At 48.2% G+C, this 21,705-nt stretch carries 6 protein-coding genes; all 6 read right to left on the reverse strand.

Going from position 1 to position 21,705, the window contains the following annotated elements; all coding sequences use genetic code 11:
* Window positions 1-1,927, reverse strand: a 1,927-nt coding sequence (locus BTA30_RS09630; RefSeq protein ID WP_142243709.1) for a condensation domain-containing protein, incomplete at its 3' end; no start/stop codon positions are given.
* A 16-nt stretch (window positions 1,928-1,943) separates the two neighbouring features.
* On the reverse strand, window positions 1,944-9,644 hold the full coding sequence (locus BTA30_RS09635; RefSeq protein ID WP_076761045.1) for a non-ribosomal peptide synthetase: 7,701 nt from the start codon (window positions 9,642-9,644) through the stop codon (window positions 1,944-1,946).
* 26 nt (window positions 9,645-9,670) lie between these two features.
* Window positions 9,671-17,332: a non-ribosomal peptide synthetase gene (locus BTA30_RS09640; RefSeq protein ID WP_076761046.1), complete on the reverse strand. Its 7,662-nt coding sequence runs from the start codon at window positions 17,330-17,332 to the stop codon at window positions 9,671-9,673.
* 508 nt (window positions 17,333-17,840) lie between these two features.
* Window positions 17,841-18,995 (reverse strand): acyl-CoA dehydrogenase family protein, encoded by a 1,155-nt coding sequence (locus tag BTA30_RS09645; RefSeq protein WP_076761047.1) that lies wholly within the window; start codon window positions 18,993-18,995, stop codon window positions 17,841-17,843.
* Between the two features lie 262 nt (window positions 18,996-19,257).
* Window positions 19,258-20,526 (reverse strand): glutamate-5-semialdehyde dehydrogenase, encoded by a 1,269-nt coding sequence (locus tag BTA30_RS09650; RefSeq protein WP_076761048.1) that lies wholly within the window; start codon window positions 20,524-20,526, stop codon window positions 19,258-19,260.
* A 27-nt stretch (window positions 20,527-20,553) separates the two neighbouring features.
* Window positions 20,554-21,675, reverse strand: a complete 1,122-nt coding sequence (gene proB, locus BTA30_RS09655; protein ID WP_076761049.1) for a glutamate 5-kinase — start codon at window positions 21,673-21,675, stop codon at window positions 20,554-20,556.
* Window positions 21,676-21,705: the final 30 nt, after the last annotated feature.

Below are 21,705 nucleotides of genomic sequence, written 5' to 3' on the forward strand. Positions count from 1 at the left end.
TTAATGGGAACTGCCGCTGCATCCCGGACAAAAAGGCGACAGCCTGGCGGTGCTCAACCGCGACCCCCTTCGGTGTTCCGGTTGAACCGGATGTATAGATGACATAGGCGAGTGAGCTGCCATCTGTATGGGCGCAAACCGGTTCAGTCTCTGCTGGTTCTGTTTGAAGTGATGACAGGTTGACCTCAAGCGTTTCCCCGGAAAAGCTTGAGACGGATAAACCCGGCCCTGTGACGAGAAGCTTGGCGCCGCTGTCGCTCAGCATGTAGTGAAGCCGTTCTTCAGGATAGCTTGGATCAAGCGGCACGTAAGCGCCGCCGGCTTTCAAAACAGCCAGCACGGCGATCACCATCTCCGGTGAACGCTCGGCGAGCACGCCGATCACACTTTCTTTGGTGACACCTTTTTTCTTCAACCGGACAGCGAGCTGATTTGTGTACTGATCAAGCTCTCGGTACGTCAGCGTACCGCCGGAAAAACGAAGCGCCGGCAGGTGCGGCGAAAGGGCCGCGCGGCGGGTGAATAAACCATTCAGCGTCGGCGCCAAAGGAATAGCGGGCTCTGTTTGATTGAATTCGTACAGCATCTCTCTGACAGTTTCTTCGCCAAGCAATGAAATTTGCGCTATTTGTCGATTGGGATCAGCGATGACAGAATCAATGATATGCCGCAAATACAGTTCGATTTTTTTCATCATGGCTGGATCATACTGCCCGATATCAAAATTTATGCGAATATAAAGAGAGCTTCCCGGAATGATTTTAATGCTGCATCCGTAGTTGGTTACCTCTTCCATCGCGAAGTCCTCGACTGTGAAATCGAACGCACCGGCTTGATTCAGTCCTTCAATTTCGCGCTGGGTCGGTATGTTTTCAAATACGATAATATGGTCAAACAGCTCCTGTTTCAGCGTGCTCTGTGCCTGAATATCATATAAAGGATAATAACTGTACGCTTCCGCTTTCAATGTCTCCTGCTGTAAATGACTGACCAATTCCGAAAACGAATATGTCCCGCTTTTGACCCGAACGGGAATGGTGTTAATAAAAAGCCCGACCATTTTTTCTACGTCATCAAGATCAGACGGCCTCCCGGAAATAACTGAGCCGAAGACTGCGTCATCACAGCGATTGACCTTTTGCAGAACAATTCCCCATAATGCCTGAAAAACCGTGTTCAGCGTCGCACCTGCGTTCAAGGCTAATTTTTGCAGCCCTTCAGTCTGTTCTTTAGATATTGTAAATTCAATCTGCTCAAGACCTCTTCTTGAGGATGTCGATGTTTTGGGCAGTGATGTGGTTTGTTTGACATTGACAAGCCTTGTTTTCCAGAAGTTTTTAGCTTCTTTTCGATCTTGGCGCATCAGCCATTGAATATACTTGCTGAACGGCTGAACCGGTTCAAGATCAGGAAGCTGTCCTTTGCCTAAAGATTTGTAAATCGTCAGAAATTCTTTCATCACAATACCAAAGCACCAGCCATCCATTAAAATATGGTGATGGCTCCAAATACAGTCGTATTGTTCGTGTTCCCTTTTTAAGATGGATACTCTCATAAGGGGATCTGTTTGCAAATCAAATCCTTTTTTCTTGTCATCTTGTTTGAATTGACCGACAAATGCTTCTTTAGCCGCCACATCTAAATGAGAAATGTCCACAAATTGAAGGCCGATTGGCCGTCTTTTTAGCACGACTTGGCGCGGTTTTGCTACGTTTTTGTGTACAAACGTCGTGCGGAAAATATCATAGCGCTCAATGATCGCATCTAAACTTTTTTGAAACCGTTCTGTATCAAGCGGACCGTTTATCGTAAATGATGCCTGTTCAAAGTAGGCCCTCGACTCCTGATCCAACAGTGAATGAAACAGCATGCCCTCCTGCATAAAAGATAACGGATATATATCTTGTATTTCCGGTTGCTGCACCATCAGCGACTCTCCTTTTCTATAGTTTATGGACGGCTCCCATAATGTCGCTCAGATCCTCCAATGTTAAATCTTCATCAGTAAAGTCAGTTGCACTTCTTTCTTGGTTTTCTTTTTCTGTGCAATGCTTGATGATATGTTCAAGAAAAAATTGAACATGGTCTGCCAGAGCTTGTACTGTTTCTTTTTTATATTGAAGCCGGTTATAGACAAAGTGCATGACGAGACATTCTGAAGATACGGCGCCGCTGATATCGAGAAGATAAGGCCGTTCCCAATCCGGACTGACCTCATAGCCCGCTTTGATCGGGGAAACGCGAAACCCGCTCGGCTTGATATCTTCGTCAAACTGTCCCAAATAGTTAAAGCTGATGTCGGGACACTGGGAGTCTGCAGGTTCCCACATGTCACTGATGTATTTCAGCACCCCGTAGCCGACGCCTTTATACGGAATACGGCGCAGCATGTCTTTTGTCCGTTTGATGTGGTAGCCGAAACGCTCATGATCATCTGTGGACTCCGGAAGGCTTGCATCGAGTAGAACAGGATAAATCGAGGTAAACCAGCCGATCGTCCGGCTGATATCGATATGCTCCAAATGCGCTTCTCTTCCATGGCCTTCCAAGCTGATTTTGAATCGATCATTGCCGGTCCACTTGTGAAGCGCAAGACCTAACGCGGCAAGTAATATGTCATTTGTATCTGTCGTATACGGCTTGTTTACGGCCGTTAACAGACGCTCTGTTTCTTGTTTTGTCAGCCGAATGTCTATGGCGTCTGTATCTTGCAGCAGATTCGTAAGGGTTTCGGCATCTTTCGGAAGCGGTTCAACGATCGTTTTTTCCCTTTCAGTCCAGTAATCTATTTCCCGTAATAGCTGTTGACTTGTTGCGTAATCAGTCAGCTGCTTGGCGTAGGTTTGATAGGAATCCGTCTTTTCCGGAAACACGATTTCTTTTCCTTCCAGCACCTGTTTGTATCCGGTGGTCAAATCTTCAAAGAGGATGCGCCAGGATACTCCGTCGATGACAAGGTGATGAATCACAAGCAGCAAATGATCGCCGTCCGATCCGCGAAAAACGCCGGCTGCAACAAGCGGACCTGTCTGAAGCTGAATCGATTTCTGAATATGTTCCGCCGCCCTTTCAATCATCACATGCTCTTGGGCTAATGATCCTGCTCCTCTTACATCAAGCAGTTCAAACGAAAACAGCTCCTCTTTGGCAAGCTCTTCGGCTCTGTTGTACTGTACTAAAGCTCCGTCTTGATATCCGCAAACCATCCGCAATGCGTCATGATGGATCACGATATGGGCGAGCGCTGTTTGCAGAGCTGTTTCATCAAATCGTGCCGCGCTGTACAGCATGACAGATTGATGAAAATGATCATGTGACAAAGATTGTGAGAAAAACCAGTGCTGCACAGGCGTCAGCGGCACTTCGCCGCTGACGGGAGCTTGATCAATCTCGCGCCGGACTTTCGTTACCCTCTTTGACAGCTCGCCAAGCGTCTGATACTGAAACAGCTCGCGAACTGTTGTTTCATAGCCTCGCTGCTTCAGTCTTGCGCATACTTGCAGCGCTTTAATAGAATCTCCGCCAAGGTTAAAGAAATGAGCGTTCACACCGAGCTCATCCGTTCCTAAGAGCTCTCCCCAAATCTCAGCCATCATCTGTTCAATATCGTTTCTTGGGCTTAGATCTTCGCCGGTGCTCTCATTCGCCGCCGGTTCTGGCAGCGCTTTTTCATCAAGCTTGCCGTTAGCCGTCAGCGGCAGTTCGTCAACCTGGATGATTCGTGCGGGTATCATATATTCTGGAAGGATCATTCTGAGAGAGGCGCGAATGTCGGTTTCATTCAGGTTTTGCGCCGCTTTCACTACCGCATATCCATAGATCGATTGCCGTCCGTCTTTGTCATGTCTTGTTATGACTGCTGCTTCTTTGACTGGAGGGAGATCTTGAAGGGAACTCCTAATTTCCCCCAATTCAATCCGGTATCCTCTGATTTTCACTTGGGCATCTTTTCTGCCGACATATTCCAGTTCGCCGTTTGGCAGCCTTTTGACGATGTCTCCCGTACGATAAAGGCGTTGTCCCTGAACATACGGATTTCTGATGAATCGGGAACCGGTCAGTTCATCCCTGTTAATATACCCTCTTGCGACTCCTTCGCCTGCGATATACAGTTCCCCCGGTACACCGGCGGGCTGCAGGTTCATATAGGCGTCCGTGACATAGGCTTGAAGGGTTGCCAGAGGTTTTCCGATATTGCTTTTATTGTGTTGAATGTCGGTTCGAGTTAACTTTTTAAACGTTGCGTGCACCGTTGTTTCGGTAATGCCGTACATATTGATGAGATCCGTTTCTGGATACTTCTCATTCCAGTTCATCAACATCCCGGGCTGCAAGGCTTCCCCGCCGAAGATGACATAGCGGAGCTGCAAGCGGTCCGAATGCCGTGATTCTTCATCGATAAGCCCGCGAAAAGCTGTAGGCGTCTGGTTTAGCACAGTTACGCCTTCTTTTTGTAAAAGCAGCCGATAGACATGGGGATCACGGGCGGTTTCTTTTGGCACAATGACAATTTTTCCGCCGTGTAAAAGAGCGCCGAATATTTCCCAGACCGAGAAATCGAAACAGTAGGAATGGAACAGCGTCCAGACGTCCTGAGGCCCGAATGAAAAAGGCAGATCGTTATGTTTGATCAGGCTGACCACATTGCGGTGTTCAACCATTACACCTTTCGGCTTTCCTGTTGTTCCCGATGTGTATATCACATATGCCGGCTGTTCGGCTGATATAGGCTGACGCAGTCTCTCCCCCGTGGCTTTCTTTGCCTCGTCAATATATAAAATAGGCATGTCAATGGTTTCGTCCCATTGTTGTCCTGAGTGGGTCAGCAGTAATTGCGCCCCGCTGTCATCCAGCATAAAACGGATCCGCTCAGCTGGATAATCCGGGTCGATCGGCAAATAAGCGCCTCCCGCTTTTAAAATGCCGAGAATGCCCACCAGCATATCCAGCGAGCGTTCTGTCATCAAACCGACCACTTGCCCTGAACCGATACCATGTTCATTCAGCATGGCCGCTGTCCGTTCGGCCTTTTCATTAAGTTCCCGGTAAGTCAGCTGCCGATCATCGATCACGGCGGCTACTCGATTCGGAATGGCCGCTGTCTGTTTTTCAAATAGACTCGCGATGTTCTCGTGTCTCGGGTATTCAACCGTCTGCAGAGCAGTGTTTAATAGCGTGTCTTGTTCTTTAGCTGTCAGCATTTGAATGTCCGATAGCTTCATATCATGATTTGCCGAAATGCCGCGGAAGAGCGCTTTAAAATGATCAGCCCACCGGGCAATCGTTGCTCTTTTAAATAAAGCGGTACTGTACTCAAAATGGCAGCTGATCGTGCCGTCATCATGTTCTTCGGCATACAAAGTCAAATCAAATTTTGATATGTGATGCGGAATTTTATGAGAAAAAAGCGTCAGCTCCGGTAATTCCATCTTGAAATCATCGCTGTTTTCAAGCACCAGCATGACGTCAAAAAGCGGGTTGCGGTTCACTTCTCGAGGGGCGTCAAGATGTTGGACGAGCTCCTCAAACGGATAATATTGGTTGTCAACAGCCTCTAGAGTCAGTGTTTTGATCTCCTCCAAATATGTACGGACTGTTTTATTTCCTTCAGGCTTGCTTCGCATGGCCATTGTATTCACAAACATGCCAATAACCCCGTCAAGTTCAGCGCGGCCTCTCCCAAGCGCCGGGGAGCCGATAACAAGATCCTCTTGCCCGCTCAGTTTAGAAAGAAATATCGAGAAACCAGCCAAAAACACCATATATAATGTGGAACCGGTCTCGTCCATTAGCTGGTGCAGCTTGTCCGCCGTTTCCCGGTCAAGGGATGTGGTCAAAGTGTCACCGCTAAAATCGGGAAGAAGCGGCCGTTTATGATCAAGCGGCAAGTCCAGTACAGGCAATGTTCCCTTTAACATGTCCAGCCAATAATTTTTTTGGCTGCTGAATGCTTCAGCGGAAAATTGTTCATTTTGCCATACGGCGAAATCCTTATATTGCAGTGTTAATGGAGGCAGCTCTTTGCCGCTGTAAATGTCGGCAAATTCTTGAATGAATGTGCCCATAGACGCTCCGTCAGCGATGATATGATGCATATCAAGAAGGAAATAATGCCGGTCTTCGCTAAGCGCAGCCAAGCTGACTCTGATCAGCGGAGCTTTTTCAAGATCAAACGGCTGAACGAACGACTCCATCATGTCATTGAGTGAATCCTCGAATTGGATTTGCAGCTCTGTCCATTTCACTTCTGCAGCTGAAACGATTCTTTGCATCGGCTCCCCGTCGTGTAAAACAAACGAAGTACGCAATGCTTCATGTCTGTTGATTAATGTTGCGAAAGCTTCTTTCAAGCGCTTCCGGTTCAGTTTTCCGCGCAGCTCTAAGCAAGCGGGCATGTTGTAGCTTGTACTGTCTTTTGCCAGCTGATGAAGGGCATAGATCCTTTTTTGTGTGAAAGATAAAGGGTACAGATCTTTTTCCGGCGCTGGCTGTATCTCTGGGCAGATATCCCTTGTCATCTGCTCTATTGCACCAGCCATGCTTTCAATCGTCGGATGTGAAAAGACATCGCGAATCGGCAGCTGAACATGCAGCCGCTGATAGATTTTTGAGACAAGCGCCGCCGCTTTAAGAGACTGTCCGCCCAATTGAAAGAAATCATCTCGTATGCCGACCCGCTCCCGTTTCAACACTTCCTGCCAAATCGAAACAAGCTCTGTTTCAAGCAATGTGCGGGGAGCTTTCGGCATGACGTCTGCCTCTCCTGAATGTGCCGGCTCTGGAAGACCGGAGCGATCCAGCTTTCCGCTCGTTGTAAGCGGCATGTTGGGCAGTATTGTAAAGCTGTCCGGCATCATATAGGCCGGCAATTTTCCGGTCAGTGCTGCATGCAGGTCCAAGCGCCCTGTCTCCTTTTGCATTACAACATAAGCCGCAAGCTCCTGTTCTTCATCGGCTGTGGTGCGTACGATTGCCGCCGCGTCTTTCACCCCGGAAATGCTGCGGAGCGCAGATTCAATTTCTCCTAGTTCTATTCTGAATCCTCTGACTTTCACTTGGTGATCCAAGCGTCCAAGGTATTCGATCGTTCCATCCGGCAAAAAGCGCGCCTTATCCCCTGTCCTGTACAGCCGTTCTCCTTCATGAAAGGGATGGGCGGTAAAGGCTTGATCTGTCAATTCCTTTTGCTGAAAGTACCCTTCAGCCAGACCTTTTCCTGAAATGCATAATTCACCGGCTGCTCCGATCGGCTGAAGCAGGCTGCCGTGCATGATATAGACAGATGTATTGGCAATCGGCCGGCCGATTGTCAATCGCTCACTTTTCTGAAGATCCCGAAGCACCGTCGTCGACACGCTGTTTTCTGTCGGTCCGTATTCATTTATCAGTTCGGCGTTGCTGCAAATGCCGCGGCTTAAGGTGATTAAATCAGGTGTCACGGCTTCCCCGGCGAATGTCACAGCCCGGAGTGTTTCCGCGTCTTTTTTTGTCAAGGTCTCCAGCAGTACGCGGTATAAGGAAGGAACGATGAGCAGATGGCTGACGCCGTGCCGGGCGATTATTTGTTGAATCGCCAGGGCATCTTTTGCGTCATCTTCATCTGTCAGCAAGACGCAGGCACCTGACAGAAGCGGTGTGAACAGACTTGTTACGGACCCGTCAAACACATATGAAAAGAGATGGAGCGCGATATCACGGTCTGTCATGTTGTATTCTTCCCGTCTCCATTGCAATGTATTGGAAATGCTTTCATGGCTGACGAGCACACCTTTCGGCTGCCCCGTTGTCCCCGATGTATAAATGATGTAAGCCCAATGTCCGCTGCCCGGCTGTATGGAAAGAGAAGCTGTTGGTTGAACAGCTGTTTCTTCAATTGTGACAATCTTCCCCTTGTAATCCACAGGAACGAACGGGAGCAGTTCTTGTTCCGTAACCAGCAAAGAGGATTGGCTGTCATGTAAGAGAAATGAAAGCCGCTCAGGCGGATGATCCGGATCAAGCGGCAGATACGCACTGCCGGACTTCCAGATACCGAGAATAGCTGCGACTGTCTCTTTTGACCGACGCAACATCACAGCGGCAACTTGATTGGGACGGCTGCCTTGATCCCTTAGCGCATGAGCGATTTGATTTGCCCGTTCATCTAATACACGGTAGCTCCAGCTTGTTTCATTCAATCTCAGCGCCTCTTGTTCCGGTATTTTGGCCGCTTGCTCTTCAAACAGTTCATAAACCGTTTGGTCCGGGTAAAAACGCTGTTTGCCGTGAAAAGCATGAATCTGTTTTTCTTCTTCAAATGGCACGAGATTAATGCTTGTGATCAATCGATCGGGATCTGACAGTACACATTTGATCACTTCATTTACATGACCTTGAACCCGAAGTATGTCTTTTGTATCATAGACCTCGGCGTTGTAGCTGAATTTCATATAGAACGTCTCACCCGGAACAATGACGACGTTCAAGTCGTAATTGGTTTCCTCTGACATGGAAAAATGGTCAAGATCAAGCGCGTTTTTCTCCGATTCCTGCCAGCCGTTTACCGCTTTCTGCATTTGGACGGGATAATTCTCAAATACAAGGATATGATTGATCAGGTCTTTGTTTAAGCCGCTTTCGTTTTGAATCTCATAGAGTGGATAATAGCCGTGATCTTCACAAGTCAGGATGTCTTTTTGCACCTGTTTGGCGAGCGAAGAAAATGACATGCCTGCGGAAGAACGAATCCGGACAGGCACCGTGTTAATGAACAGCCCGGCCATTGATTCAATTCCGTAAATGGCTGAAGGCCTCCCTGAAACAACCGCGCCAAATACAGCGTCATCAGTCGCATTGTAGCGGTGCAAAAGCAAGCCCCACATACTTGTAAACAACGTGTTTAACGTCACACCCAATCGCCTTGCTAAATCGGAAAGTTTTTCAACGGTTTCCGGCTTTAGTGAAAATTGAAGGTGCTTCGGCGTATAAACGCCTTCTGTTGTTTTGCTTTTTGTGCCGGGGACTGAGACAGACTCCCCATATCCATTCAGATAATCGGACCAGAATGCTGCTGTTTTTTCTCTATTCTGACTATGGAGCCATGTCATGTATGTGCTGTAAGGCGCCGGCTTTCCAAGACGGATAGCCCGGCTGTTTCTTATACCGTAGTACATGTGGAAAAAATCTTGCAGCACAATACCTAAGCTCCATCCATCCATCATGATGTGGTGGTGGGTCCAGACGCATGTGTGTCGGTTTTCTCCTGTTTGATAAAGGGTCAGTCGCATTAGTGGGCCTTTTTGCAGGTCGAATCCTCGGAGCCGATCTGCTTGTTTGCGGCTCTTTATCAAAGTTTGCTGCTGTTCAGTCGTCAAGGCAGAAATATCCTCCGTCTGAACCGGTACTTTTCGGTGTGATAGAACGACTTGCTGCGGCCCGTCCAGATCAGGCACCTCTTTTATATAAATCGTTCTGAAAATGTCATAGCGGTCAATCAATAGATCCAGACTCTTCTGAAATGAATCGAGACACAAATCACCACTAATGGTGAAGGAAATTTGTTCAACATAGGCGTTTGAATCAGGATGAAGCAGTGAATGAAACAGCATTCCTTCCTGCATATACGACAATGGATAGATATCTTGAATTTCTGTCTCTTGCGCCATGAATTCCACACACCTTTCCGGCGAAATTAAAGATCTTTTACGAGATTGGCAATGCTTGATAATGAAGCGGAAGTCAGTTGTTTATTGCTGAAATCGCTCAAAGTTTTTTCACGTTTTTTCTTAGCGGAACAATGCTCGATCACCTCACAAAGGCGGTCATGGAAGCTGTCCATAAATGTTTCAATCGTACGCCGGGAAAAGACGTCGGTATAGACAGCTTGAATATCAAGCTGATGATTGATGACCATGGCATTGATGTCCAAATCAAATTCTCTTGGCCGCTCTTCTGCAATGTTATGGCACGGCTGATAAGGAGACATCCGCATCATTCCCTCAAGACCGTCGAACTGTCCGAGATAATTAAAGCAGACTTCAGGATCACGATGCTGAATACGTTGGGACGATTGCAAGAGCCCGTATCCTGTTCCATGGTTCGGCACGCGTCTCATCATGTCTTTCACGGTTTTTATACGACAAGCGGTTTTTTCGCTTGAATCCCCCGGCGCGCTCATATTCAGAAGAACCGGATAAATCGAGGTGAACCATCCTACAGTTCTGGAAATATCGATGTCTGGAACATGTCCTTCCCTTCCATGCCCCTCAACACTGACAAGGACTTGCTCATGTTTCGTCCAATCGGTAAGCGCCATGCCCAAGGCTGCCAGCATCAGTTCATTCACCTCTGTGCCATATGCCTGTTTTGTTTCAAACAGCAGCTGGTTTGTCAGCTTCACGCTTAACATGCGAGAGTCGGTGAGCGCCTTTTTTTGCAGCCTTTCCGCATTCCTGTGACCGTCTTTTGGTAATGCGGCCGTTTCAAAAGACATCACATGTTCCCAATATGCCGCTTCCTCAAGCAGCTCTTTGCTTGTTGCCAATGGATATAGGCTGTTTGCATATGTTACGTAAGAGTCGCTCTTCTGCGGCAATTTGATTTTTCTGTCTGCTAATGCCTGCTGATAAGCTGTCTGTAGATCTTCAAGCAAAATCCTCCATGACACACCGTCTACAATCAGGTGGTGAACCGCGATCAACAGATGATCTTCCTCTCGTAATCTAAACAATCCGATGTGGAAAAGGTGCCCTTCTTCCAAACGCATCGCTTGCTGTATTCGTTTTTCCTCCGTTTCTATGCGTTCGGCAATCTCTGTCTCGTCGGTGAGATCTATGATCTTAAACGTGAATCCATTCCCATCTATTTGGCTGATTCCGCGGTTATATTGAAGGATGTGACCGCTAGCGTCTTTGCTAAACATCATCCGCAGTGCGTCATGATGCTTGATTAAAGCGAAAACAGCTTGGCTTAGTGCGGTCTCGTTCAACCTTTCTTCACTCATAAGCATGACTGCTTGATTGTAATGGTGTTCAAAAGCGCCAGGATAGGCAAAAAATCTTTCTTGGACAGGTGTTAATCTAGCATTTCCTTCAACAGGTCCCTGGTCGGCGATAGATGCCGCCGGAGTCAGATGACTTGCCAGTTCTTCAATGGTTGGAAATTGAAATAAATCGCGAATTGTCATATCCCATCCTTCAGCGGCAAGGCGTGCCGATACTTGCAGCGCTTTAATCGAGTCGCCCCCGAGCTGAAAGAAGGAGTCTGTGATCCCTGCTTTCCGGACATGGAGCACATCCTCCCAAATCCGGCATAACAATGCTTGTTTTTCATTGTTCGGAGCATGGTAGGTTTGCGGTCGCTGAACAGGTGCAGCTGGCAAAGCGTCTTTATCCAGTTTTCCGTTAAATGTCAGCGGCATTTTTTCTAAACCGACAAAATGAGCCGGAATCATGTAAGCCGGAAGCTCTTTCGCCAAGGCTAGACGCAGATCATGGATGTCGGCTTCTTTAGAAACGATGTATGCTGCCAAATAGGCTTTCCCGTCGATATCTTTTTGAACCGCGACTGCCGCTTCTTTGACTTGTTCGTTCTTCAAAAGCACATTTTCGATTTCTTCAGGCTCAATTCTGTATCCCTTTATTTTGACTTGTTGATCAAGACGCCCATAAAGACGAAGGGTGCCGTCTGGAAGCCAGCAGGCCTGATCTCCGGTTTGATACAGCAGCCGTCCTAGCGCTAAAGGATCGTTGAATTTGGCTTTTGATAACTCAGCTTTTCCCCAATAACCTTTGGCGACGCCTTCTCCCCCAATAAAGAGTTCCCCCGGGACGCCGATGGGTTGAACTTGTTTATCCTTGTTGAGAACGTACATTTGTACATTTGGGAGCGGAATGCCTATTGGTACAAAATCTTGATGAGGCTCTTTGCTCATCGTGATTTCATAATAGCTTGAATCAATGGTTGCCTCTGTTACACCATAGCTGTTGATGATCCGCATCTTTTGTCCGAATCGTTCATTGAGTGTATAAAAATCTTGTGCGCTGACGATATCTGAACCGAGAATAAGCACCTTTAAGCTTGGTAATGGGCATTTCCGGCGATAAACATATTCCATAAAGGGAACAATGAGGGCTGGTGTTGATTCCATTAATGTAATCTGCTGTTGATTCATTAGCTCACATAGCTGTTCAGGCTCAATTCGGACTTCATCCGGGCAAATCACAAGCGTTCCCCCGTTTAAGAATGCCCGGGCCATGTCTCCTGCAAAGACATCAAACGAGAAACTGGCCATTTGCAGCACTCGCGCTGGTATGTGGTCAAGCTCATATATGCTGCGCCAAGCAAGCGCTGCATGTGTGAAATTGCGATGTCTGACTTCGACTCCTTTTGGTGTTCCTGTTGTTCCTGAAGTATAGATGACATAGGCAGTATCTTCAGGAGTTGCTGTTGAAACAATATGTCCCCCGTATTCGTCATCATCCTGTTCATGGTCAAGATGAATGTAAGGCATACTGCCATCTGTCAGAAGTGAAGCGAGATCTATATATTCAGACTGGACTAGAAGCACAGATGCTTCGCTGTCTTTTAATAAAAACCGAATTCTTTCCTCTGGATAATGAGAATCTATCGGGATATACGCCCCTCCCGCTTTCATCACGGCCAAAACACCTATGATGGCTTCAATCGAACGATTGGCCAAAATCGCCGCTCGTTTTCCAGGACCGATTCCGGCTGTTTGAAGCATCCGCGCCAGCCGATTGGCTCGATCATTCAGCTGGTGATAACTGATCTGTTTTGCGCCTTCAATGATGGCGATTTGCTGAGGGTTTTCAGCTGTTTTTCTTTCAAACAGCTCGTGAAACACCCCATTTCGTTCTGGATTATGAAGGTGTGTGTGATTAAATTCCATAAGAATTTGCTGTTGATCTGCATCGTTCAGCATATTGATGCGCGAAAGATTTGTCTCGGGCTGATTGGCGATATGGCGCAAAAGTGTAAGCAAATGTTTCATCCAGCGCTCGATAGTTGGTTTGAAGAAAAGATCGGTGCTGAATTCCATTTCGAAATGGATGTTTCCATCAGATTCGCAAGCGGTCAATGTAAGGTCAAAAATAGATACTTGATGGGCAAATGTTTGGACGCGCTTGACTTGAACCCCGGATAATTCCATTTCGTGCTGTTCCATATTTTGCAAAATAAACATGGCGTCAAACAGCGGATTGCGGCTCATATCACGGACGACGCCGAGCCTGTCGACAAGCTCCTCAAACGGATAATCCTGATGCTCGAATGCCTCGAGCGCCGTTTGGCGGACCTCTTTTAAGAAATCAGTGAAACGTTTGTTTTTTGCCGGATGCGTTCTAAGCGCCAATGTGTTGACAAACATGCCGATGACAGGCTCTAAGTCTTTGTGCGGCCGCCCGGCGATCGGCGAACCGATGATAATGTCTTCCTGTCCGCTGAGGCGCGCAAGAAGTGTGCTGTATGCGGCGAGAAGAACCATATAAAGGGTACAGCCGTTTTCGCGGGCGATCTGGTAAAGGCCTGCTGAAGTGTCCGCATCAAGTGAAAAGGACACATGATCTCCGGCAAAGCTTCGCACCGCAGGACGGGCGTTGTCAGCCGGGAGCTCCAGCACCGGCAGCTCGCCGTCGAGCTGCTTCAGCCAATAGGCCTCCTCGCTTTGATACCTCTCCCCTTGTTTGAATGCCCGCTGCCAGACGGCGTAGTCTTTATACTGAATCCGAAGCGGGGCCAGCGTCCGCTTGGCGTACAGTTCGCCAAATTCGCGGATCAAGGTGCCGACAGACACCCCGTCGGAAATAATGTGATGCATGTCCACGAATAACAGGTGGCGCTCCTCCGCTTCCTTCACAAGAGCGGCGCGGAAAAGCGGGGCTTCTTGAAGCTGAAACGGACGGACAAAGTCTTCAGCCGCCGCTATCTCCATGAGCTGAAATGGGACATCATCATGGATGCGCTGGACAGGCTCGCCGTCTCGGCCTGTTTCAAAAGAGGTCCTGAGTGATTCGTGGCGCCTGATCAGCTCCCTGAAAACCGCATCAAGCCGCGCGCGGTCGAGCGGACCTGTCAGCTTAAGCGCCGCCGGCATATTGTAGCCGACACCGCCGTCTTCCAGCTGCTGGAGCACGTACATCCGCTTTTGCGCCGAGGACACCGGATAGGTGTCCTGTTTTTCCGCCGGTTCAATCGCCGCATAAGGACTCTTATCCAATTCCTGAATAACGGCTGCGAGCTCTTTTAGTGTCGGCCTAGCGAAGATCTCCTTCAACGGCACCTGCACACCAAACACTTTGGCGATGCGGGAGACGAGCGCTGTCGCCTTCAGCGAGTGGCCGCCCCGTTCGAAAAAGTGATCGTGAGTGCCGACAGGGCCGTTTTTCAGCACCTCTTCCCATAGCTGGGCGAGCTTCATTTCCGTGATGTTTCGCGGCGCGGTGTAAGCGCCGCGTTCAACCGCTCCGTCTGGAGCGGGCAGCGCTTTGCGGTCGAGCTTTCCGCTCGGTGTAACAGGCCACTCCTTCATCTCGATGAAGGACGAAGGCATCATGTAGGCCGGCAGGCGCTTGGCCAGCTCTGCCCGAACAGTCTGTTGATCTTGACCTTCAATATAGGCATAAAGCTCGGTTTCTGCACCTTCTGTCCCGGCGGCAACCGCCGCTTCCCGCACCCCGTCAATCTGTCGAAGCGCCGCTTCGACTTCTCCCGGTTCGATCCGGTAGCCGCGAATTTTCACTTGACCATCCGTGCGGCCCAGCCATTCAACAGTACCGTCCGGAAGCCATCTCGCCAGATCACCTGTTTGATACATGCGTTCCCCTGGATAAAACGGATCATCGAGAAACCGTTCTTCTGTCAGCTCCGGACGATTCAAGTAGCCCCTGGCGACACCCGCGCCTGCGATATACAGTTCTCCGGTCACCCCTGCTGGCTGGACGGCTTTCTCACTGTCTAAAATATAAAGGCGCGCCCTTGGGACGGGTTTTCCGATCGGAAGCCTTATCCGTTCCCTGTCTTTTTGGTCGTCGTACAGATAAAATGCGGCATCCACCGTAGCTTCTGTCGGCCCGTAGCCGTGAATGACCGCAGTCTCCGGCAAAGTGCGGGCAAACCGCGCGGCTGTCTGGGGAGCGAGCGCTTCACCTCCGGCGAATACGCGCTTGAGAGTTTTCGCAAGGCTTGTCCTTTTCTCCTCTGTATCCATCTCCACCTGGTCTAAAAAGCTGTTGGCCATCGCCGGGATAAAATGCGCCGTCGTCACACCTTCGTTGGCGAAAGCTTCTGTCATCAAAGCGGGATCCTTCTCCCAGCCCGGCGGAAGCAAATACACGGAGGCGCCGGGAATCATCCACCAAAACAACTGCCAGATAGAAGCATCGAATGAAAAGGATGACTTCAGCACGATGACATCGTCTTCGCTTAATGGGAACTGCCGCTGCATCCCGGACAAAAAGGCGACAGCCTGGAAGTGCTCAACCGCGACCCCCTTCGGTGTCCCAGTTGAACCGGATGTATAGATGACATAGGCGAGTGAACCGCCATCTGTATGAGCGCAAACCGGTTCTGTCCCTGCTGGTTCCGCTTGAAGTGATGACAGGTTGACCTCAAGCGTTTCCCCGGAAAAGCCTGGGACGGATAACCTCGGCCCTGTGATGAGAAGCTTGGCGCCGCTGTCGCTCAACATGTACCTGCGCCGTTCTTCAGGATAGTCTGGATCAAGCGGCACGTAAGCGCCGCCGGCTTTCAAAACAGCCAGCACGGCGATCACCATCTCCGGTGAACGCTCGGCCAGGACGCCGATCACGCTTTCTTTGGTGACACCTTTTTTCTTCAGTCGGACAGCCAGCTGATTGGTATACTGATCAAGCTCTCGGTACGTTAACATGCCACCGGAAAAACGAAGCGCCGGCATGTGCAGTGAAAGAGCCGCGCGATGGGTGAATAACCCATGCAGCGTCGGCGCCAAAGGTTTGACAGAATCTGTTTGGTTAAACGTAAACAAAATTCTCTCCTTCTCGTCGGACTCGATCATATCAATGTTTTTAATCAGCTGATCCGGCTTCGCAAGCGCCTTTTCCACAACGGTTAAAAGATGGGATTGAATCCGTTTGATGTCATGTTTAGTAAACAAAGCGGTTTGATAATCAAAATTTAACTGAATGGTACCGGTGTCAAGGCGCTCTTTAATCGAAACAGACAGCTGATTGGCAGTGTGCCCGCTGAAATACATGGCCGTTTCATATTCGAAGCCGTCCGCTTGTTGCCATTGCAGGGGCTGATACTGTATGGAAGTGACGATTAAATTTTGCAGATCATCATGCTGCTGTCTTAATTCGTTCATCAGCAGATTGTAGGGATATTTTTGATGGCGCATGACGGAAAGCTGTTCTTTCCCGATATTGGAGACAAAGGAAATAAAATCACAATCAGGATCAACCGCCATTCTGATTGGCAGTGTGCTGACAAACATACCGAGCATGCCTTTTTCCAGCCTGGAGGCGCGGTTTCCATAATAGGTCCCGATCACAATATCCTTGCTGGATGTCAGCCTGCTGATGCATATGTAAAACGAAGCCATAAACAGAGAAAGAATGCTGAGATGATGCTTTTCACAAAAGCGGCGAATCGATTCTGTCAAGGGATGGGCAAGAGTAAGTGTTTCTCTTATAGCCGTGGTGCTTTGTTGTTGAGTTATGGCTTTTTCTGTTAGTGAATAATGTGCTGGAATGGTTTGGTAGGTGTTTTTCCAAAATGAGCGGTCTTTTTCAAAACGGGAAGATTGCAAGTATTGCTGCTCTTTTTCAATATAAGTGAGATAGGAAGGTTCATGATGTTGAGGCAAGGGGTCATCCCGAATCATTTTTTGATAGATCTCAATCAGCTGATTGCCAAGCAGATTAAGAGAAATGCCATCCATTATCAGATGGTGGAATTTTGCATAGAGCCAAACTTCTTTGTCTGAAATCGCAAGCAGTGTGAATTGATAAAGCGGTGAATGAAACAGCTTAAACGGAATCGAAGTTTGATCGTCAATCCACTTGTCCCGTTCAGCCTTGCTGACTTCCGTAAAATCAATGGTCTCTATGGAAAGCGGGCGATGTTCAGCGAGATAAAGCTCAGGCTCCGCTCCCTTCCCTTCTGTCAGCTGAAAATGAAGCGAATCATGGCAGGAAACTGAAAAGTCCAAAGCCCGCCGCAGCACGTCTAGGTCGATAGCGCCCCTGAATTTGACACAGGCTGCGAGATTGCAGATGCTTGTCCCCGGATCTAGCAACTCGGTAAACCATACTCTCCTTTGAGCATGGGTCAAAGCGTAAGTTGTGTTTGTCAATGGAACCCCTCCATTTCAAATATAAGAGGATAAAGAAGTAAAATAGTTGCAGGTTTTATGACAATATATGACTGAATTATACGTATGGGATCATTGTAATACAAAATCGACAAAACACAACGATTTTAACAATAAATTCAATAATTTTTTAGAAAATGGTTATTTTATCTCTCAGGCAGTCTCCTTATCTCTACTGTTCATATCATGTAAAAAGCTCTCAGGATGAAGAACTAGTTCAAATAGAACGGTTGTACAGACGAGTGTATTGGGTCTTTTATATCATTTTATTCGAGAAGCAGTGGTAAAGATCTAATACACTTCAGTAATGAGTGAAAAGAAAATGAATTGTCATCAGTTATTCGAAAAAAAGAAGCTATCGGCTCATGTATTTTTGGAAAAATAACATCAAAAAAACTGCATCTTTACCAATCAAGATACAGTTTTTTGCTTGGTTTTCAGAAGAGTAGTCTGAGTATGACATCCGGACCAATTGGTAAACGCTTACATTTTATTTCGTACTGCTGATCCCGACCTGTCTGGCGATGACCAGACGCTGGATTTCTGAGGTTCCTTCGCCGATTTCCATCAGCTTCGCATCTCGCAGCATGCGTTCCACTCCATACTCTCTCATATACCCGTATCCTCCGTGAATTTGAATGGCTTGATTGCACGCCCTGACGGCCATTTCTGAAGCAAACAGCTTGGCAAAAGCGGCTTCTTTTGTGAACGGACGGGCTTGATCTTTCAGCCAGGCAGCTTTCATCACCATATTGCGGGCCAGTTCAATTTCCAGCGCCATATCTGCAAGCTTGAACTGAATCGCTTGAAATGACGAAATCGTCCGGCCGAATTGCTTCCGCTCCTTTGCATAAGCCAATGAAGCGTCAAAGGCGCCTTGAGCAATGCCAACGGCAAGCGCAGCAATTGATATCCGGCCGCCGTCTAATGTCTTGAGAAATTGCTTGAATCCTTTTTCCGGACTGCCCAAAAGGTTTGTTTTCGGAACGCGAACGTTGTCCAATATCACCTGGGATGTATTGGAACCGCGTACACCCATTTTGTCATACTCGCTTTTAATGGTGAGCCCGTCTGCATCGGTCGGGACGATGATCGCCGATACGATATTTCTTCCGTTGCCGTCTTTTCCGATGACAGCGGTGACAGTGACGGTTCGGGCGTACCCGGCATTTGTAATCCAGCATTTTTCACCGTTGATGATATAAAAATCCCCGTCCGGACGGGCTTTTGTTTGAGTTCCTCCTGCGTCAGACCCCGCATTCGGTTCGGTCAAACCGAAAGCTCCAAGTGCTTGGCCAGCAGCGAGTGGTACAAGGTGCTCCTGTTTTTGTTCTTCCGTGCCGAAATAATAAATCGGGGCGGCGCCGAGCGACACGGCGGCGGCATAGCTCAGCCCCGTGCTGCCGCATACTCTGCCGATTTCTTCGACTGCCAGGGCGTAAGAAATCGTATCACCGCCTGAGCCGCCATACCTTTCCGGAAATGGGATGCCTAAAAGCCCGAGCTTCCCCATTTTTTTGAATGTTTCAATTGGAAATTCCCCCGTTTTGTCAACGCATTCAGCATGCGGTGCGACTTCGCGTTTCGCAAAATCTCTGGCAAGGTCGCGGACCATTTGCTGTTCTTGTGTCAGTTCAAAATTCATAAGATACCTCCATTGACGTTTCGTCCATGATTTTGAAGCAGCTAACTTTCTATATCATATTAGAGTCACTCACACTTCATGCTAAGAGGATTTTAGAATTCCAATTGGAGATCGCATCGAGGATTTCAAGCGAGAACTTGCCCAAACGGCAAAAACGAATGAGGCAAGCTGTATTTTCGCTTCTCTTTTCCCATTTGGCCTGTAAATGCAGTCATAAAAAAACTGCACCCCAACCTGAGAGGGTGCAGTTTTTAAACAATGATTATCTGATGTGGCCGTTGCCTTTCATGATAAATTTGCAAGTGGTCAGTTCTTTCAGTCCCATCGGTCCGCGCGCATGAAGCTTTTGTGTAGAAATGCCGATTTCCGCTCCGAAGCCGAGCGCCCCGCCGTCTGTAAACCGGGTGGACGCGTTGTGGTAAAGGGCCGCTGCGTCAACGGTATTGAGAAAAGTTTCGGCCGTCTCCGGATTCTCCGTTATGATCGCTTCCGAGTGCTTCGTTCCGTATGTTTCGATATGGTCGCAGGCTTCTTCAACACCGTGTACGACTTTAACAGCGATATCAAGGCTTAAATATTCATTCCGCCAGTCGGATTCATCCGCCGGTTTCGCTCCGGGAATGTGCCGGAGCGCCTTTTCGTCTCCGTGGACTTGAATGCCGTGGTCTTGTAAAGCGGTGATGAGCGCCGCACTGTTTTCTTGAAGCCATTGTTCATGGACAAGCAATGTCTCAAGCGCGTTGCAGACAGCCGGGCGATCCGTTTTTGCATTGATCATAATGCTGAGCGCTTTTTTTGTATCGGCGTCTTTGTCGATATACAGGTGGCAGTTGCCCACTCCGGTTTCCAAAACGGGGACCGTTGCGTTTTCTACGACCTCTTGAATGAGGGAGCCTCCTCCCCGTGGAATTAATACATCGATATGTTCTTTCATCTTAAACAGCTCTTTTGTGGCGCTGCGGTCGGTGCTCTCGATAAATTGAACGGCATCCTGCGGAATGGCTGTTTCCGCCAATGCGTCGTGCATGCAAGAGACGATCGCTTTGTTGGAATGAATCGCTGATGATCCGCCTTTTAAAACAACTGCATTTCCGGATTTAAGAGCAAGCCCTGCTGCATCGACTGTCACGTTTGGCCTTGCTTCATAGATCATGCCGATGACGCCGAGAGGAACGCGGACTTTTTCCGCTTTTAACCCGTTGTCTAGCGTCCAGCTTGATAGCGTTTCACCGACCGGATCTTCCAGGCTGGCTACATCTTTAAGACCTTTCGCGAAATCGAGAACCCTGTCTTCATTAAGGGAGAGGCGGTCAATGTATGCCGCATCATAGCCTTTACTGCGGCCGGCCTCTATATCCTTTTCATTTTCATCGAGAATATATTGCATGTTTGTCACTAAATGCTCCGCCAATGTGAAGAGCGCTTCGTTCTTTTCTTTTTCCGTTGTCAGCCTTAATCGTTTTGCCGCCTTTTTTGCTTTTATCGCTTTTTCCTCAATACGTGCCGGGATGCTCTCTCTGGTCGCTGTCATATCAATTCCTCCTTCTGATTCATTTTTTTAAAGCGGGACGGATAGCTCTAAATGACAGACAAACGCTTCTCTGTCAACGACAGCCTGTGAGGAAGCTGCTGTTTCCTGATTCGTATCCTTCTTCCATTTACGAAGCTGGGACGAAGAAAAATTAACGACTCCAAGGCCGATTTCTTCTCTATCCTGGTCAAGGATTCGAACGACGGAACCGTTGCTGAAACGGCCGTTTATTTCGTAAATACTAGAAGGATACAGGCTTTTTTTACGGTCGATGATAAACTCTTTGCTTTCATTGCTGACGATAATATCTCCTTCTGGTCCAGAGTTGAAAGCTATCCATTGTTTTTTATGATTAAGGGTGTGTGATTCTGCATTCGGTTCAAAATAAGTTCCCCTCGCAGTCCCGCTGATCGCTTCGTGCAAAATATCGGAAGTGTCGGCCCGGCCTAAGAACCCTTTGATTCCTGAAGCCATTGTGATTTTAAAAGCATCCAGTTTTGATTTCATTCCGCCTGTTCCGACATCGCTTCCTGCATCCCCGGCTGAAGCTTCGATCTCCGGTGTGATTTCATTCACTTCTTTCACAAGGTCGGCGTCCGGCGTTTTCCTCGGGTTGGCGTCATAAAGGCCGTCAATATCAGAGAGAATCGTCAGCAGGTCGGCGTCAATCAGTCCGGCCACCTTTGCTGAAAGCGTATCATTGTCTCCGAATTTGAGCCGGTTGACGGTTACCGTGTCATTTTCATTGATAATCGGGATAATGCCGCGTTTCAGAAGGACGTTCATCGTGTTTCGCACATTATTGTACCGTTTTTCATCTGAAAAATCGCTTCTTGTGATTAAAATTTGCGAAGCAATGTAGCCATGGGATAAAAAGAGCTTGGAGTATGACTCTATTAATAAGCCTTGCCCGACTGAAGCAGATGCCTGTTTTTCCGGCAATGTATCCGGTCGGCTGATAAATCCGAGCTTCCGATATCCGGCAGCAACAGCGCCGGATGAGACGAGGAGGACCTCATGTCCTTCATCTTTGAGGCGGACGATCTGCTCGACAAGCTTTTCGAGCTTTTTGCTGCTGATCTCCCCATGAAGACTTGTTAAAGAGCTGCTTCCAACTTTGACAACTACCCTCTTTTGATTAGAGGTCATTTTATCACTCCTGTAGTATTTTTTTCTTTG

This window comes from Bacillus swezeyi, from assembly GCF_001969815.1.
GTDB lineage: Bacteria > Bacillota > Bacilli > Bacillales > Bacillaceae > Bacillus > Bacillus swezeyi.

What these genes read in the sequence shown, in the direction of transcription:
- BTA30_RS09635 (WP_076761045.1), bottom strand. Translation starts at nt 9,644, where the DNA reads ATGGCGCAAGAGACAGAAATTCAAGATATCTATCCATTGTCGTATATG.
- BTA30_RS09645 (WP_076761047.1), bottom strand. Translation starts at nt 18,995, where the DNA reads ATGAATTTTGAACTGACACAAGAACAGCAAATGGTCCGCGACCTTGCC.
- BTA30_RS09650 (WP_076761048.1), bottom strand. Translation starts at nt 20,526, where the DNA reads ATGACAGCGACCAGAGAGAGCATCCCGGCACGTATTGAGGAAAAAGCG.
- proB (WP_076761049.1), bottom strand. Translation starts at nt 21,675, where the DNA reads ATGACCTCTAATCAAAAGAGGGTAGTTGTCAAAGTTGGAAGCAGCTCT.